This is a genomic window from Flavobacterium sp., from assembly GCF_041392005.1.
GTDB lineage: Bacteria > Bacteroidota > Bacteroidia > Flavobacteriales > Flavobacteriaceae > Flavobacterium.
The window spans coordinates 14,995-32,624 of record NZ_JAWKMX010000017.1; the positions used below are offsets into that span (position 1 = coordinate 14,995).

At 32.9% G+C, this 17,630-nt stretch carries 10 protein-coding genes and 1 pseudogene; 5 read left to right on the forward strand and 6 right to left on the reverse strand.

Going from position 1 to position 17,630, the window contains the following annotated elements:
- Nucleotides 1–211 precede the first annotated feature (211 nt).
- Both R2808_RS08550 and R2808_RS08555 read right to left on the reverse strand, forming a co-directional pair.
- Complete coding sequence (locus R2808_RS08550; protein ID WP_371270552.1) at nt 212–1,465, reverse strand: aspartate kinase; 1,254 nt, start codon at nt 1,463–1,465, stop codon at nt 212–214.
- Nucleotides 1,466–1,497: 32 nt separating this feature from the next.
- Nucleotides 1,498–1,974, reverse strand: a complete 477-nt coding sequence (locus R2808_RS08555) for an N-acetyltransferase family protein (RefSeq protein ID WP_371270553.1) — start codon at nt 1,972–1,974, stop codon at nt 1,498–1,500.
- A 115-nt stretch (nt 1,975–2,089) separates the two neighbouring features.
- Between R2808_RS08555 and fbp the strand changes: the two genes are divergently transcribed.
- Nucleotides 2,090–3,094: a class 1 fructose-bisphosphatase gene (fbp, locus tag R2808_RS08560; protein WP_371270554.1), complete on the forward strand. Its 1,005-nt coding sequence runs from the start codon at nt 2,090–2,092 to the stop codon at nt 3,092–3,094.
- A gap of 6 nt (nt 3,095–3,100) precedes the next feature.
- On the opposite strand, the gene R2808_RS08565 is transcribed toward fbp, so the two are convergent.
- Both R2808_RS08565 and lepA read right to left on the reverse strand, forming a co-directional pair.
- Nucleotides 3,101–7,336 carry a choice-of-anchor L domain-containing protein gene (locus R2808_RS08565; protein WP_371270555.1) on the reverse strand — a complete coding sequence of 1,412 codons (4,236 nt, stop codon included), beginning with the start codon at nt 7,334–7,336 and terminating at the stop codon, nt 3,101–3,103.
- A 233-nt stretch (nt 7,337–7,569) separates the two neighbouring features.
- Complete coding sequence (gene lepA, locus R2808_RS08570; protein ID WP_371270556.1) at nt 7,570–9,366, reverse strand: translation elongation factor 4; 1,797 nt, start codon at nt 9,364–9,366, stop codon at nt 7,570–7,572.
- A gap of 296 nt (nt 9,367–9,662) precedes the next feature.
- Between lepA and R2808_RS08575 the strand changes: the two genes are divergently transcribed.
- The 3 genes from R2808_RS08575 to dusB are packed head-to-tail and all read left to right on the forward strand — an operon-like array spanning nt 9,663 to nt 12,713.
- Nucleotides 9,663–10,943 (forward strand): putative DNA modification/repair radical SAM protein, encoded by a 1,281-nt coding sequence (locus R2808_RS08575; protein WP_371270557.1) that lies wholly within the window; start codon nt 9,663–9,665, stop codon nt 10,941–10,943.
- On the forward strand, nt 10,921–11,676 hold the full coding sequence (locus R2808_RS08580) for a TIGR03915 family putative DNA repair protein (RefSeq protein ID WP_371270558.1): 756 nt from the start codon (nt 10,921–10,923) through the stop codon (nt 11,674–11,676). Before R2808_RS08575 ends, R2808_RS08580 begins: the two co-directional genes overlap by 23 nt.
- A gap of 41 nt (nt 11,677–11,717) precedes the next feature.
- The gene (gene dusB, locus R2808_RS08585; RefSeq protein WP_371270559.1) at nt 11,718–12,713 is read left to right on the forward strand and encodes a tRNA dihydrouridine synthase DusB; all 996 of its coding nucleotides are present in this window, start codon (nt 11,718–11,720) and stop codon (nt 12,711–12,713) included.
- Nucleotides 12,714–13,374: 661 nt separating this feature from the next.
- On the opposite strand, the gene R2808_RS08590 is transcribed toward dusB, so the two are convergent.
- Nucleotides 13,375–13,545 carry a hypothetical protein gene (locus R2808_RS08590; RefSeq protein ID WP_371270560.1) on the reverse strand — a complete coding sequence of 57 codons (171 nt, stop codon included), beginning with the start codon at nt 13,543–13,545 and terminating at the stop codon, nt 13,375–13,377.
- Nucleotides 13,546–14,013: 468 nt separating this feature from the next.
- A pseudogene (locus R2808_RS08595) lies at nt 14,014–15,321 on the reverse strand (hydroxymethylglutaryl-CoA reductase).
- A gap of 136 nt (nt 15,322–15,457) precedes the next feature.
- Between R2808_RS08595 and R2808_RS08600 the strand changes: the two are divergent.
- On the forward strand, nt 15,458–17,629 hold the full coding sequence (locus R2808_RS08600) for a S9 family peptidase (RefSeq protein WP_371270561.1): 2,172 nt from the start codon (nt 15,458–15,460) through the stop codon (nt 17,627–17,629).
- The last annotated feature ends 1 nt before the right edge of the window (nt 17,630 follow it).

The window sequence follows — 17,630 nt, forward strand, 5'->3', positions numbered from 1 at the left end:
AATTTAACACCACAAAGTTCGGGCGCAGAAAATCAAAAAAAAATGAACAAAATCATTGATTAAAAAATAAGAATTTCTTAAATTAAAGGAGTAAAAAACTAAAACGTTTGCGTAATTCGCAATAAAAAAATAGTTTATTACAAATAAACGCAAGATAAGTTAGTTAGTAAATAAAAATAAAGCTTTGTATTATGTTTTAGTTATAAAGCATTTACTCTTTAGTAACTATCTGCAACGTTTCTCTAGAAATTTGTTTAAGCAAAACTGTTTTACCTGTTTCAACAACGTTTACCGAGTTTTTGTCGAAATGACGAATAGTATAAAGCGATACATTTTCGTTATACGAAACTTTAAACTTCTTTGCTAACGTTTTACGCAATTCGTCAAAATTGTTGAATTTATCTTCAATACAAACCGAAAAGCTAATAGCAGAGTTTTGTATAACATTTACTTTTACTTTATAATGATGAAATAAAGCAAAAATTTCGCTAATGTGTTCTTCCATTATAAAAGAAAAATCTAATGATGATAAAGAAATTAACAATTGATTTTTCTTAACAATGAAACAAGAGGTGTGCGGTTCTAAATCGGCACCTTTAGAAACCGAAGTTCCTGCTAAAAGTGGGTTTAAAAACGATTTTACATACAACGGAATTTCTTTGCGCTGTAAAGGTTGTAAGGTTTTTGGGTGAATAACACTTGCGCCATAAAATGCTAATTCTATAGCTTCGCGATAGGAAATTTGGTTGAGTAAAACAGCATTTTCAAAATAGCGTGGATCGGCATTTAAAACGCCTGAAACATCTTTCCAAATGGTTACACTTTCGGCACTTAAACAATATGCAAAAATTGCGGCTGTATAATCGGAACCTTCACGCCCAAGAGTTGTAGTAAAGTTATTTTCGTCGCTACCAATAAAACCTTGCGTAATGTTTAAAGTGTTTTTCTTTACCCCTTTTTTAATTAACGATTGGGTTTGTTCCCAATCTACATTTGCATCGCGATAATTGGTGTCGGTTTTAATGAAATTACGAACGTCTAGCCAGTTGTTTTTGATACCAATTTCTTTTAAATAGAAACTAACAATAGTGGTAGAAACCAATTCTCCAAAACTAATGACTTGGTCGTAAACGAAGCTGTAATTTGGCGATTTGTTGCTTCTAATAAAATATTCTAAATCGTCGAAAAGTGCAGTAACTTCATAAAACACTTCGTGCTCTTCATCTTCAAATAAATCTATTAAAATTTGGTTGTGGTATTTTCGAACTTCTTGTAACGAAGCATTTAATTCGTTTGATTTGTTAAAATAGTTGCGAACAACTATTTCTAAAGCATTGGTTGTTTTTCCCATTGCAGAAATTACCAATAAAGTATTTTCTAAACCTATTTGTGTTAAAATACCAGCTACGTTTTTAACGCCATTGGCATCTTTTACTGATGCACCACCAAATTTGAATATTTTCATTATCTAACGTATTACGATAAAAGTATTAAGTATTAAGAATTAAGATTGATAAAATTATTTATTCCGTTTTCATCTATTTGAACAACGCGCCAATCGTTTAGTATTTTTGCGCCACTTTTTTTATAGAATTCTATAGCGTTTTTATTCCACTCAAGCACATTCCATTCTATTCTCTTTACACCGTCAAGTTTACCCTGTTCGATAATTTTTTTGTACAAAGCAAAGCCAGTACCTGTTCCCCTTTTGTTTTCGCGAACAATTAAATCTTCTAAATGAATGGTTTTTCCTTTCCAAGTAGAATACCGGTAATAGTATAGTGCCATTCCTATTACTTCTTTATTTTCTTCCGCTATAAAAGTATAATACAAAGGGTTTTCAGAAAAGCCATCGCGTAGTAAATCAGCTTCTGTAACAACAACCGCATTTGGTTCTTTCTCAAAAACGGCTAATTCTGTAATTAAGCTTAAAATACTCGAAACATCTTGCTTTGTCCCTCTTCTTATAATCATTATAAAAGATAATTTACTGCAAATGTACTACTAAGAAAAACATCTTTTACGAAATATTTAATCGAATAACAAAAAAACACGATATTTGCACAAATAACACAACACTTTTTCTAAAATGGAAGAAAAAAACACAACTTTAGGTGAATTTATCATCGAAAATCAAAATTCTTTTCAATATTCAACAGGCGAATTATCGCGAATTATCAATTCTATTCGTTTAGCCGCAAAAGTTGTAAATTATAAAGTTAATAAAGCAGGATTAGTAGATATTGTAGGTGCTGCTGGCGAACAAAACATACAAGGCGAAGACCAACAAAAGCTTGATGTTTTTGCTAATGAAACCTTTATTCAAACATTGATTAATAGAGAAATTGTTTGTGGAATTGGTTCTGAAGAAAACGACGATTTTATTACAGTTGCTGGTGCTGATAATAGCCACAACAATAAGTATGTGGTGTTAATGGATCCGCTAGATGGTTCTTCTAATATTGATGTAAATGTTTCGGTAGGAACTATTTTTTCGGTGTATCGTAGGGTTACTCCTATGGGCACACCTGTTCAATTACAAGATTTCTTACAACCTGGTGTAAATCAAGTAGCGGCGGGTTATGTAATTTATGGAACATCAACTATGTTAGTTTACACTACGGGTTTTGGTGTAAACGGTTTTACTTTAAATCCGGCAATTGGAACGTTTTACTTGTCGCATCCAAATATGAAGTATTCAGAAGACGGAACTATCTATTCTATTAACGAAGGAAATTATATCCATTTTCCGCAAGGCGTAAAAAATTATTTAAAATATTGCCAAATGGAAGAAGGCGATCGTCCTTATACTTCTCGTTATATAGGAAGCTTAGTGTCCGATTTTCACAGAAATATGATTAAAGGCGGAATTTATATTTATCCTACAAGTTCTAAAGCACCAAAAGGGAAATTACGTTTGTTGTATGAGTGTAATCCAATGGCTTTTTTAGCAGAACAAGCTGGTGGAAAAGCTTCTGATGGATTTACTAGAATTATGGAAATTGAACCTACAGAATTGCACCAACGTGTTCCATTTTTCTGCGGCAGTAAAAACATGGTAGCAAAAGCCGAAGAATTTATGCAAAACCCTTAAAAAACTTTATCGTTTCATACTAAAATGCGATTTAAATTGTTTCTCTTGTTGTTCAAACAAAAAATCAACAGTAAACCAATAATCGGTTGAAGGAAGCTGGTGTCCGTTATAGTTTCCGTCCCAACCTATTCCTAAAGGCGAAATTTGTTTTAAAAGTTTACCGTATCGATCAAAAATTGATATTACTGCATTTGGATAATCTTTGCGTAAATCCCAAATATTCCAATAATCATTATAACCATCGGCATTTGGTGTAAAAAATTTTGGATATTTTACTACGGTAAAATTTACTACGTAATCGCCACAATTTCCATAAACATCTCTAATAGTAACGTTATGTTCTCCAGAACTTAAATCGTAAAATTCATTATTTGTGTCAAAATCGTTACCATCTAACGAATATAAATAGCTACCAAAACCATTTTCAAGAGTTACAATTGCTGTTGCAATGTTTTCAAAAGGTAAAGTAACTTGTACCGAAGCTACTGCTGTGCTCGATTGTGTTACGGTAACCTGAGCAGGCAAGTAATTACAGTTTGGCGGATTTTCGGGACTTAACATTACAGGAACAGCCGTGTAGGTACCTGCTTCAAGAGCAGTATAGGTTACACCATTTCCTACAAGATTTGTACTATTGTTTAAATACCATTCTACTGTATATAAACTAGGGTTAAGACCCGATTCTAATACGTAACCTTCTAAAGTATTTCCCGTAACTGGATCTACACAAATAATTCCATCTGGAATAGTAAATTCTAATGGCGGATACAAAGTAAACTGAAAATGTTGTTCTGCCATACAAGTAGTATTGTTATTTGCTGTAGCATATACCCAAATGTCATAAGTAGTGGGAGCATCGTTTGCCTGAATGCTGTAAGTATAGTTAGAAGGATTTATAACAGTTGCGGCACTACCACCAGAAGCCGAATAATAATTTACATTATAATTGCCAGCAGGTAAAGTAGGTAACGTAAAACTTGTGCAATAATTACCGTTATAAACTGAATAATCAGGCAACGAAGGTGTTTCTGAAACTGTAATAACAAAACTATCTTCTTCAACACATGAAATACCAAATCGACCATTGTTTACGGCATAAACATAAATAGTATATGTGCCAGGAGTGTTAAACACACTACCATTTGGAATTGGATTTACACCACCAGTTTCATAGAAATAACCAATAGTATAATTGGTTGTAGCTTCTGGTGGAATATGTGTTAAAATAGGAAGTTGGTAATTTTCAGTATCACAAACTGCAATGTTTTGATAATCGGGAAGATTAATGCCATTATAAAAAACGGTAAACGGATTATCGACAATACAGCCTGTAACAGCATCTTCATTATACATATAAAAAGTATTGTCTTCGTTAAATATATCGGAAGGGTTTACTACTGTTCCAGTTCCGTTTGGTCCACCTGTAGCAGTATAAATTGTTCCGTTTGTTGGTGTAGTAATAGAATAAGGGTTACATTCAATTGAGTTTAATACTTCATCTGTAACAGGGTTTGGGTTAATGGTTATAGTAAACGACCATTCATTGGTACAACCATTACTATCTGGACCATTGTAAACATAATACGTTCCAGGAGCCAATGCAGTGCCGCTTAAATCAATTACAGTGTTTGAGAATAACTGAACTTGGTCAGGCGTTGATGACCCGCCAGATAATAAATAATATGTACCATTGTTTAACTCTGGTAAAACATACTCGCCACAATAAGTAGCGCTTGCAATTTCATCTACTAAAGGTAAAGGGTTAATAGTAATGTTAAAATTTAAATTTTCGGTACAATTTGGTAATTCGGTAGTATTGGCATAATAGTAAACAATTTGAGAGCTGGTAATTGGAACAGAAGGGTCAATACTAGTTCCTTGTCCACCAGGTTGTGTATAATAGCCGCCAAATGTAATGGTTGGTAATGTGTATGCTCCACAAGCGGTAATATTAGTAAATATACCTGTGTCAATAATATTAACAATAAACGGATAATCTAAGCCACAAATTCCCATAGTACCATCATGATTAATATGGCTAACTTCGTTATACACATGAACAATTTGCGTTGTGGATATAACATCTCCTGCGAATAATGGTGTTCCTGTGCCGTTAACGTTTGTAAAATAATTGCCATTTGTTAATGCAGGTAGCGTATAACTATCGCAATAGGTTACATCGTTAGGTTCTTCTAATTCGGGTAGCGGATGAATATGAATATTAAAAAGTTCATCTCTACAAACAACATCATCTATTTCGGCATAATAATAAATAGGTTGAATAATGGTTGCGTTTGTATTATTTTCATACAAAGTTCCCGAAGGAATTAGAGTTCCACTTCCGTTTGGTCCGCCTGCTTCGGAATAAAAAGCACCAATTCCTTCTGGAGGAAGTGGCACGGTAAAACTACCACAGTTGTCGAGTGTAGGCGTATATTCATCTATAAAAGTAATAGTAAAACTAGTTTGATTGGTACAACCATTTGCATCGGGTCCAGCAAAAATATAATAAATACCACCATCTTCAATTACAGGCGTAGCTCCGCCTTGTCCTAGATTGATGCCTGAGCCATTAGCTTCGGAAAAATAAGAACCATTGGTAATGGTAGGCAGAGTAGTAGTACTACAAGCTACAATATTTTCGATACTATCTATAACAGGTAGCGGTAATAAATTTATAGCAACAGGTGTTACATCGAAACAATTTGGGTTATAAGTATCTTCAATACGAATCCAATAAGTTATTGTTGTTATTCCTGAAGGAATTGAAATACTACTATTAATTGCGTTTGAGGCACTTATTGCATCGTTTTCAGTAGTGTAATATGAAATAGTATAATCGCCCGTTTGTCCGTTTATTACAGTTGTGTTATGCACGGCTAAATCGTAGGATAGATTGGAACTACTGCTACAAATACTAGTTGTAATATTAGTGGGTGCAATAACTGCATTAGTAATAATTAAATCGAAAGTATATTCGGCATCGCAAAAGTTATCAGTTTCTGTATTAAATAACTTTATATAAATGGTCTGCCCGCTACTTTGAAAGTCCGTCAAATCAGAAGTTGCAATAGGGTTATTGCTAATCACATCAGCTGCAGAAGCGTAATAATAAATATCGTAAATACCATCATCTATGCCTAAATATGCTTCATTGTTTGTTGTTAAATTAAAAGAAGCATTAGGCGAACCATTGTTGCAAACATATATATTTTGAGGCGTGTTAATTGTTAAATCGGTAAAATGTATAGTATCTTCAATATGGCAAGCACCTTTGTCTATAATAACCGTATAATCTCCCGCTTCTGTAACGGTGTAAGTAGCATTTGTTGCTCCAGCAATTACAACTCCGTTTTGTAGCCATTGAAAAGTATAGGAATTATCTAGTCCTGTATCTAATAGGTACTCATCGCCGCTACATATCGTTTGATCATTACCTAAATCGAAATTTATAACAAAACTTCCTCCTGCTATAAAAACTGCAGAATCAAAATCAGAATCGCCATAATCGGCAATAGCTAATCGTATTTTATACGGATTATCTGGAATAACATTTGCTCCAGCGGTTAAAACAACCGTATGTCCTCTCATGTTTAAAGTAGCATTTGAAGGATTGGTAACATTGTAAGTGCTGAAAAAACCAGGATTTGAGGAGTTACAGGTGTTGTTGTAAGCCGAATTTCGTATGTTTTTTACGGTTACTGGGTTTGTTGTTCCTGGAACAACCGCTAAATTTGTTGTAGTTCCAGTTGTTAAATCGGTAAGTGCAAATGCAAAAATATCATTAGAAATACATTGGTATTCGCCATATTCGTTCGATGCAAATAAAAAATTAAAACTAAACGAATTAAAAGAAGGTATAAAATCGAATTCTAAAAAAGCAACATCTCTTATAGGTGTGTTTTGTCCGCTACTTTGAAGGCTTAAATTTTGCAAAAAAGTATCGGTATCATTGTTTAACGGCGAGCTTACATTAGTGTTGGTATAAGTGCCAGCAGTGTAAGCCGCTATACCATTTCGTATTAAAACGCCTTCTGTTAACGGAAATGTTGAACCGTTTTGATTAAAATAAGCTACCGATTGACCAGCAGACATAGAAATGTTGTTAATTTCGGCACAAGGATTATTAAGTAATACGTCAACTAAATTTTCAGAACTATAAGTATCATCTACTGTTATGGTTTGGCTAAAGCAAATTAAAAAACCAAAAAAAGTAATACTATACGTTAATAGAATTTTCATTTTGTAAGAAAAAATCGGTTCTAAGCAAAAGTAACGAAATAATTTCAAAAAAATAAGAAACACTAGTACTTAAAACTTAAAACAGCAAAATTTTACGAAAGCATAACATTTGGTTTAACGCATAAAAATTTTTAAAGTGAAATGAAACAAAAAAATGTATCGAGAATATTTTAATAATGTTTTTCTGTTCCCGATACATTTTTTGTTTAAGTATTTTAAAGAATAAAACGTTGCTAATCGTTCAATTTTAAAACTGCCATAAAAGCTTCTTGTGGAATTTCTACATTTCCTACTTGACGCATACGTTTTTTACCTTTCTTCTGTTTTTCTAAAAGTTTACGTTTCCGCGAAATATCACCACCATAACACTTTGCAGTAACGTCTTTTCTTAGTGCTTTTATGGTTTCACGCGAAATAATTTTAGCGCCAATTGCAGCTTGAATTGGAATATCAAACTGTTGCCGTGGGATTAACTCACGTAATTTTTCACACATTTTTTTACCAATGTTATACGCATTATCTTCATGAATTAAAGCCGAAAGCGCATCTACCTGATTCGCATTTAGTAACACGTCTAACTTCACTAATTTTGAAGCTCGCATTCCAATAGGATGATAGTCAAATGACGCATATCCTTTAGAAACCGTTTTTAAACGATCGTAAAAATCGAATACAATTTCAGCCAAAGGCATGTCGAAATTTAATTCTACGCGTTCTGTGGTTAAATACGTTTGATTGGTAATAATTCCACGTTTTTCAATACACAAACTCATAACATTACCCACAAAATCCGATTTGGTAATGATAGTTGCTTTAATATAAGGTTCTTCTACACGGTCTAATTTTGAAGGCTCAGGTAAATCCGATGGGTTGTTTACCACAATAGCCGTGTCTGGTTCTTTTTTAGTATATGCTAAATACGATACGTTCGGAACAGTTGTAATAACCGTCATGTCGAATTCGCGTTCCAAGCGTTCTTGGATAATTTCTAAATGCAACATTCCTAAAAAGCCACAACGGAAACCAAAGCCTAATGCAGCCGAGCTTTCTGGAGCAAATACCAAGGAAGCATCGTTTAACTGAAGCTTTTCCATCGAAGCACGTAAATCCTCAAAATCTTCGGTATCTACAGGGTAAATACCAGCAAAAACCATCGGTTTTACGTTTTCGAAACCCGTAATCATATTCTTGGTAGGATTTTTAGCATCAGTAATCGTATCTCCTACTTTTACTTCTTTTGCTTCCTTAATTCCTGAAACCAAATAGCCTACATCGCCACTCGATATTTTTTGTTTCGGAACTTGGTTTAGTTTTAATGTACCTACTTCATCGGCAAAATATTCTTTGCCGGTTGCCATAAATTTAATTTTTTGCCCTTTCGAAATTTCGCCATTAATCACACGGAAAATTACTTCAATGCCACGAAATGGATTGTAATGCGAATCAAAAATTAAAGCTTGTAGGGGCTCATCAGAATTACCTTTTGGAGGCGGAATTTTTTCAATAATAGCGGCTAAAATATTTTCAACGCCAAAACCTGTTTTTCCCGAAGCGTGAATAATATCTTCTAAATCACAACCCAATAAATCAATAATATCGTCGCTTACCTCTTCTGGATTGGCACTAGGTAAATCTACTTTATTTAAAACAGGAATAATTTCTAAGTCATTTTCTAAAGCCAAATATAAATTCGAAATGGTTTGTGCCTGAATACTTTGCGCCGCATCAACAATTAACAAAGCGCCTTCACAAGCAGCAATTGAACGCGAAACTTCGTAGGAAAAGTCAACGTGGCCCGGCGTATCAATCAAATTTAAAATGTATTTTTCGCCTTTGTATTCATATTCCATTTGTATAGCATGACTTTTTATGGTAATACCACGTTCACGTTCTAAGTCCATATTGTCAAGCAATTGCGCTTTTTCTTCGCGAGCCGTAACGGTTTGAGTTGCTGCCAATAACCTGTCTGCCAACGTACTTTTTCCGTGGTCAATGTGTGCAATAATGCAAAAATTTCTAATATTCTTCATCTTCTATCTATTTGTCAAACTGAACTTTTTTTCAGTTTTGGGCGTGCCCTAGTTTTGCAAACTCGGTCAGGCTATTCGCTTTATTTTTTTACCATTTTGTTCCGCAATGCTTCACAAAATCATAAAAAAGATGCCGCTACTATCCTTCACGCAATAATCTGCAAATATACTTTAAAGTTTTTAAGAAATTATATTTAATTTTAGATTATTCAGTTCGCTTAAACAACTGCTAAAGTTTCTAAATTTAACATAGGGGTATGTAATTTTTTAGTAAAATTGTAGTACCAAAAAAAGCTATGAACTACGATAGAATTAAAGAAAAATTAGAAATTTTAGCCGATGCAGCTAAGTACGATGTTTCCTGCTCATCAAGCGGTGGTAATCGAAAAAATAAAGACCAAGGATTGGGCAATTCTTCTGCTTCAGGAATTTGTCATACTTACACCGAAGATGGTCGGTGTGTGTCGCTGTTAAAAATTTTATTAACTAATTTTTGTATATACGATTGTGCCTATTGCGTTACTCGAAAAAGTAACGATATTAAGCGAGCTGCTTTTACCGTTGAAGAAGTAGTCGATTTAACAATTAATTTTTACCGAAGAAATTACATAGAAGGTCTTTTTTTAAGTTCGGGAATTTTCAAAAATCCCGATTATACCATGGAACGTTTGGTTCGAGTAGCCAAAAAACTACGATTAGAGCATAAATTTAATGGTTACATTCATTTAAAAACAATACCAGGCGCAAGCGATGAATTAATGCGTGAAGCAGGTTTGTATGCCGATAGATTAAGTGTAAATCTCGAAATTCCAACAGAATCGGGTTTAAAATTATTAGCACCCGATAAAAATCATCAACAAATGATTAAACCTATGGGGTTTGTTAAAAATGAAATTATTCAATACAAAGACGAAAAGAAAAAAATAAAATCGACACCAAAATTTGCTCCAGCAGGTCAAAGTACACAATTAATAATTGGCGCTACACAAGAAACCGATTTTCAAATAATAAAAGTAGCCAATCATTTTTACTCCAATTTTAATTTAAAACGAGTGTATTATTCTGGGTACGTTCCTGTTGCAAACGATTCTAGATTACCTGCTCTTGGAACGCAAGTACCTATTGTAAGAGAAAATAGATTGTACCAAGCCGATTGGTTAATGCGTTTTTATGGTTTTAATGCCGATGAAATTGTGGAAAAAAGCAATCCTTTTTTAGATTTAGAGGTCGACCCAAAGTTGGGCTGGGCACTTAGAAATCGTGATAAGTTTCCTGTTAATATACAATTCGATTCTTTAGAAATGATTTTGCGTGTTCCCGGAATTGGTGTAAAATCGGCTTATAAAATTGTACAAGCCAGACGGTTTCAAAATCTAACAGTAGATCATTTAAAAAAAATGGGCGTTGCTTTAAACCGAGCAAAATATTTTATTTCAGTACTACATAACACTAAACATTTACAGTACTTAGATAGCCCTTTTTTAAAAGAGTTATTGTTAAACGAAACAAAAAGTAAATTTGAAAAACCTTTTAGCAAACAATTATCTTTACTAAATGACACTTCTTTTTTACGATAGTACATTTGAAGGTTTTTTAACTGCCATTTTTGAAATTTATGAATTTAAATACCAAAATGCTAGTATTTTAAAACATACAACGCAACAAAAAACCTTTTTTGCTACATCTACTACTGTTGTAACCAATAAAGAAAAATCGGATAGAGTTATAAAACGATTAGAAAAACAACTAGGTAAAAACGGTGTGCGCGAATTGTTGTTTGTTTATTTTTCAGAAAATGAAGCCGCAGAAAAAATATTAACCGAAGTAATTTTTTATGCTATAGCTAACCCAACTAAAAATATTTTACAAGATTATGCCAATCAATACGTGTTGCAATTTTCTAAAATTGTAAAAAGCGTTGGAAGAGAAAAACATAGAATGGAAGCTTTCGTTCGGTTCGAATTGTTAAAAGATGATGTTTATTTTGCTAAAATAAATCCTGATTTTAATGTTTTACCGTTAATAACCAGACATTTTAAAGAACGTTATCAAGATCAAAAATGGATAATTTATGATATAATGCGAAATTATGGTGTTTATTATAATTTGCATTCGATTGAAATAATAGAATTGCCCGATTTTGATTCCAATACCAATGAGTTACTGCACAATAATGAACTGAATTACCAAAAATTATGGATAGAGTATTTTGACCATACCAACATTAAAGAAAGAAAAAACCAAAAATTACATATTCAACACGTACCTAAAAGATATTGGCAATATTTAACCGAAAAGAAGATTTTATAAACTATTTATAAAAAACTACCTTTGCAAAAAATAATTGTACTATGCCTAAAATTGGTACTATAGAACTACCCGAATTTCCATTGCTGTTAGCACCTATGGAAGATGTGAGTGATCCGCCGTTTCGTAGATTATGTAAACTTCACGGAGCCGACTTAATGTATTCTGAATTTATTTCTTCGGAAGGATTAATTCGTGATGCTATAAAAAGTCGTCAAAAACTCGATATTTTTGATTACGAACGACCAGTGGGGATTCAAATTTTTGGTGGCGACGAAGAAGCTATGGCCATGAGTGCCAAAATTGTAGAAACCGTTCAACCCGATTTGGTGGATATCAATTTTGGTTGTCCGGTAAAAAAAGTGGTATCAAAAGGAGCAGGAGCAGGTGTATTAAAAGATGTTGATTTAATGGTGCGATTAACAAAAGCGGTTATTAAAAGCACATCGTTGCCTGTTACTGTAAAAACCCGTTTAGGTTGGGATGAAGCTTCGATAAATATTGATGAGGTTGCCGAGCGCTTACAAGATATTGGCGTACAAGCATTGAGTATTCATGCAAGAACAAGAGCACAAATGTATAAAGGTCATTCGGATTGGGCACATATTGCACGCGTAAAAAACAATCCACGAATTACAATGCCAATTTTTGGTAATGGCGACATTGATTCGCCCGAAAAAGCGTTAGAATATAAAAATAAATTTGGTATCGATGGCATTATGATTGGTCGTGCAGCTATTGGTTATCCTTGGATTTTTAATGAAATTAAGCATTTCATGAAAACTGGCGAACATTTACCAATTCCAACTATGAAAGATAGAATTGAAGCAGCTCGAAATCATTTAATTTGGAGTGTGGAATGGAAAAATGAAAGAGTTGGCGTTGTAGAAATGCGTCGTCATTATACCAATTATTTTAAAGGTATTCACGGCTTTAAAGAATACAAACAAAAGCTAGTTACTACTGATGGTTTACACCAATTGCTAGATGTTTTTAAAGAAATTGAAGAAGTGTACGCTGGTTATCAGTTTGAGGTTTGATTTGTTATGCTGAATTTATTTCAATATCTTTATTAGACTCTTACAGAGTGACAAAACACATGTAAAATTGCTACAACACCATTTCTTCGTAACTCAAAATTGTAGTATAACCTTTTTCTATAAAATAATCTTTTGGGTTGTCTTTGGAAATGACCATAACAAAATCGCCACCCCAAGCACCTAAACTTTTTAGCTATTTACAATAGAGTCTAATAAGATTAGTCATTTATTTTCTCATTCCTATTTAATATCATTTTATAAAATAATATTGTTAATCATTACGAACCTTTAGGTGAAATCGGTTTATGCTTGACATTAACACCATCTCTCATAACTCAAAATTGTGTATAACCTTTTTCTAATAATCTTTTGGTTGTCTTCACAAAATCGCCCCAACACCTAAACTTTTACCTTTTAATCGGGAATAATTTTTCTTTTACGGTTTCGTTTCTAAAACATCACTCATGATGGCTTGGTGTTTTCCATTAAAAAGCAAGTCCACGACCTTCGGTTATGGTTACTGTTTTTATATAGCTGAAATTTTCGCGATGGTTTTATCGACAGTATGATGTTTTGCTAAATAATTTTGCAATAGCAGCGAACTTTGCTTTTGATTCAAATAACACAAAATGAATATTTTCTTTAAAAACAGGATTAAAGTTTACTTTTCAAAAAAAGGTTTTTCATTTTCTAATTGATAAACAATTGGAGCATCGGTTTGCGCACAAGCAACATCATAACCGCTACCTCCAAAGCTATTTCTAAGCAATTCGAACGCATCAATTTCTAACCATTGTGCAATGTTGTTGATTAACGTTGATGAGGTGCCCAAACCAAAGTCGAGGGAAAGTTAAAAGGTTTTATTGGTAACCTTTGGGTTATCAATAAAATTTGGATTTTGCTTATAGGCTTGGTAAGAATCAATCAGTTTGTTTTTAATAGAATTGTTAATTTCTACTTTATTTTTGAAACAATTTCTTCAAATGTAATCATGTCTTGAAACCAAAACCGATTGATCTACATCGTAGCTTGTCAATGAAAAGCAAAACCATTATCTTCGGTTATTTCTAATGTTTGTCCAAATTTTGTAGGAACAGTAATGCTTTAGCTCCATCTAATACAACATATTCGATGAGTAATAATTTTCCGTTACTGTAGAATTTTTTAATTTCCATTTATCTTTGTGTGTCTTTTTTGTTTTCTTAGCGAATATTCGTGTAAAAGTTGTTTCACAGTGATACTCAGACGCTGAGTTTCGCAGAGCTTTTTATATAATTTCTGTTAAACCAAAACTGTAAGCTTATTTTCTAAGATTTTCTAAATAATCAACCACTAAACTATGCGAAATAGTAGTGTCTTTAAAATAGTTTAAAACCTGTTGTTTTTCTTCTTTTGTTGCGTGATGCTGGTTTAAAATGTTCATGATGTGCATTTTCATGTGCCCTTGTTGAATGCCTGTAGTTGTTAACGAACGAACCGCTGCAAAATTTTGAGCCAAACCCGTTACGGCAACAATTTTTATTAATTCTTCGGCAGAAGGTTTGCCTAAAAGTTCTAATGAAAATTTAACTAATGGATGCAATGATGTTAATCCGCCAATAGTACCTAAAGCCAATGGAACATCTAGCCAATACGTAAAAATTCCGTTTTCGATTTTTGCATGAGATAGGCTACTATATTTACCAGATCGACTTGCATAAGCATGAACACCTGCAGCAACGGCTCTAAAATCGTTGCCCGTTGCCAATACCACAGCATCTATTCCATTCATGATGCCTTTGTTGTGAGTAACAGCACGGTAGGGTTCAATTTCGGCAATTTTTAATGCGTTTACAAATTTTTCAGCAAATTCAGTTGGGTTGATATTTTTGTCATCGCTCATGTTTCCAACTGGGCACGAAACTTCAGCCACGCACAATACAATTGGGCACATAATTACTCAAAATACTCATAATTACTTGAATATTTTTTCTTCTTCATTAAAATTATCAAAATGCTGTGCTTCATTTTCTAATGTTTTGGCAAATTGCTCTAAACATTGTTGATAAAATTGGCGCCTGCTATCTTTAGTATTAAAAGTAGCATGAAGTTGGTAGTAATTCTCTAGTTCGAAGTTTTGTTTCGCAATTCAATATCGAGAATTACCACGTTTTTGCATGTTTTTGGTAAAATTTTCGGTATCGGAAAAAAATTTTGATTTTATTTCGTTGAAAAAATGGTGTAATTTTTCAGAATTTCCGTTGAATAAAAAGTGTACTTGACCTATTTTTTCTGTACCAATAATGGTTGCTTTAAAACCACCACGGTCGCCCCAAAATTTAGCGGCTTTAGATGCAGCAGCTACTACCGAACTTTCTTCGATAGCCATTGGGATAGTATAATTTTTATCGTTAATTAAAAAATTAGGAGCAACCCCATAAGGTAAATAAAAATTGGTGATGGTGTTTTCAATAAACTCATCGTGTAGTTTTTGAAGCGATTTATTGGTGTTCCAATATTGTAAAATAATTTTTTTAGCTTCGTTTGGATTTTGAAAATACGTGCTTGTAATCCAATCTATTTTTTCTTCTTTAGATAGTTTAGAAAAACCTTTTATATTTTGTGTCATTTTCTTTTAATAAATTGAAGCGCAAAGATACGAAAGAGTTTACTATAGCAAGTAGTAATAATTTATATTAAAGTGAGTTAAAGTTATGGTTATTTCATAAATTTTCACTAAACTTGAAAGTTTTTTATCAAATTCTATGAAATCAACTAGATTATTAATTGTATTATTCTTATTATCAACAATTTCAATTACGGCTCAAAAACAAGTAACACTTGAAGAAATTTGGTCTGGAGCATTTAGAACCAAAGGCATGGATGAATTACATTCTTTGCAAAATTCCAATCAATATACGGTTTTAAACTTCGACCGCAGTGCGAAATCTATGCAAATTGATTTGTATGATTTTGCAACATTAAATAAAGTTTCAACAATTATTGATTCTAAAAATTTCCCAAATTTAAGCGGTATTGATAGTTATTCTTTTGATGCAAGCGAAAAAAAGTTACTTATTGCAAATAACTCAGAATCAATTTACAGGCATTCTTTTGTGGCAAACTATTTTGTATATGATTTAACAACAAAACAACTCACCGAAGTTGCCGATTATAAAATTCAGGAACCTACATTTTCGCCTGATGGAAATAAAATAGCTTATGCTTTTGAAAATAATCTTTATGTAACTGATTTAGTTTCAAAAACAACCCTACAAATTACAAATGATGGTAAAAAGAATAGTATTATAAACGGAACAACCGATTGGGTTTACGAAGAAGAATTTGCTTTTGTTCGTGCTTTCGATTGGAATAAAGACAGTAATAAAATAGCCTATATCCGATTTGATGAGTCAAACGTTCCTGAGTTTTCTATGGATGTTTATGGTTCCGATTTATATCCAACTCAAGATGTATTTAAATATCCAAAAGCAGGTGAAACTAATGCTACAGTTTCGTTACATATTTTCGATATTGAAACTACAAAAACAACACCAGTTGATTTGTCAAAATATAACGATTTTTATATCGCCCGTTTACAATGGACTAAAGAGGCTAATGTTTTGAGTGCTCAAGTACTTAATCGTCATCAAAATAATTTAGATTTACTATTTATTGATGGTAAAACAGCATCATATTCAGTAGTTCTTCAAGAAACTGATAAAGCCTATGTTGATGTAACTGATAATTTAACGTTTTTAGATGATAATAGTTTTATTTGGACGTCTGAAAAAGATGGCTACAACCATATTTACCATTACGATAAAAACGGAAAGTTAAAAAAACAAATTACAAACGGAAATTGGGAAGTAACTAATTTTTATGGTTTTGATGCAGCATCTGAAAAAGTGTATTATCAATCGGTTGAAAATGGTTCAATTAATAGAGATGTATATTCAATTGGTATCAACGGAAAAAACAAAAAGCGATTAACAACTGAATCGGGAACAAATGCGGCAACATTTAGCCCAAAATTTGATTATTTTATCAATTCATTTTCAAGTGCTACAAAAGCACCAACTTATACGCTTCGTTTAACTAAAGATGGTAAAGTTGTAAAAGAAATTGTAAATAATTCTGAATTAGAAAATAAATTAGCCGATTACGATTTGTCTCAAAAAGAATTTTTTGAAGTAACCACCGAAAAAGGACACAAGCTAAACACTTGGATGATTAAACCTAAAAATTTTGATCCATCAAAAAAATATCCATTATTGATGTATCAATATTCTGGTCCAGGTTCGCAAAGTGTTGATAATAATTGGAATAGTTATGACGATTATTGGTATTATATGTTAGCACAAAAAGGATATATTGTTGCATGTGTTGATGGTAGAGGAACCGGATTTAAAGGCGCAGCTTTTAAAAAATGTACCTATAAAGAATTAGGGAAATACGAAGTTGAAGATCAAATTGATGCTGCTAAAGCATTAGCAAAAAATAATTTTATTGACGCGTCACGAATTGGAATTTGGGGTTGGAGTTATGGTGGATTTATGGCTTCTAATTGTATTTTTCAAGGAAACGATGTGTTTAAAACTGCCATTGCAGTAGCACCAGTTACCAGTTGGCGTTTTTACGATAGTATTTATACCGAACGCTACATGCAAACACCGCAAGAAAACGAAAGTGGTTACGATAACAATTCACCATTAAGTCATGTAAGTAAATTAAAAGGAAATTTTTTATTAGTTCATGGCACGGCTGATGATAACGTACATGTACAAAATTCAATGCGAATGATTGAAGCGCTTATTCAAGCGAATAAACAATTTGACTGGGCAATTTATCCCGATAAAAATCACGGAATTTACGGCGGTAAAACCCGCTTACAACTCTATACAAAAATGACTAATTTTATTTTAGAAAAAATATAAT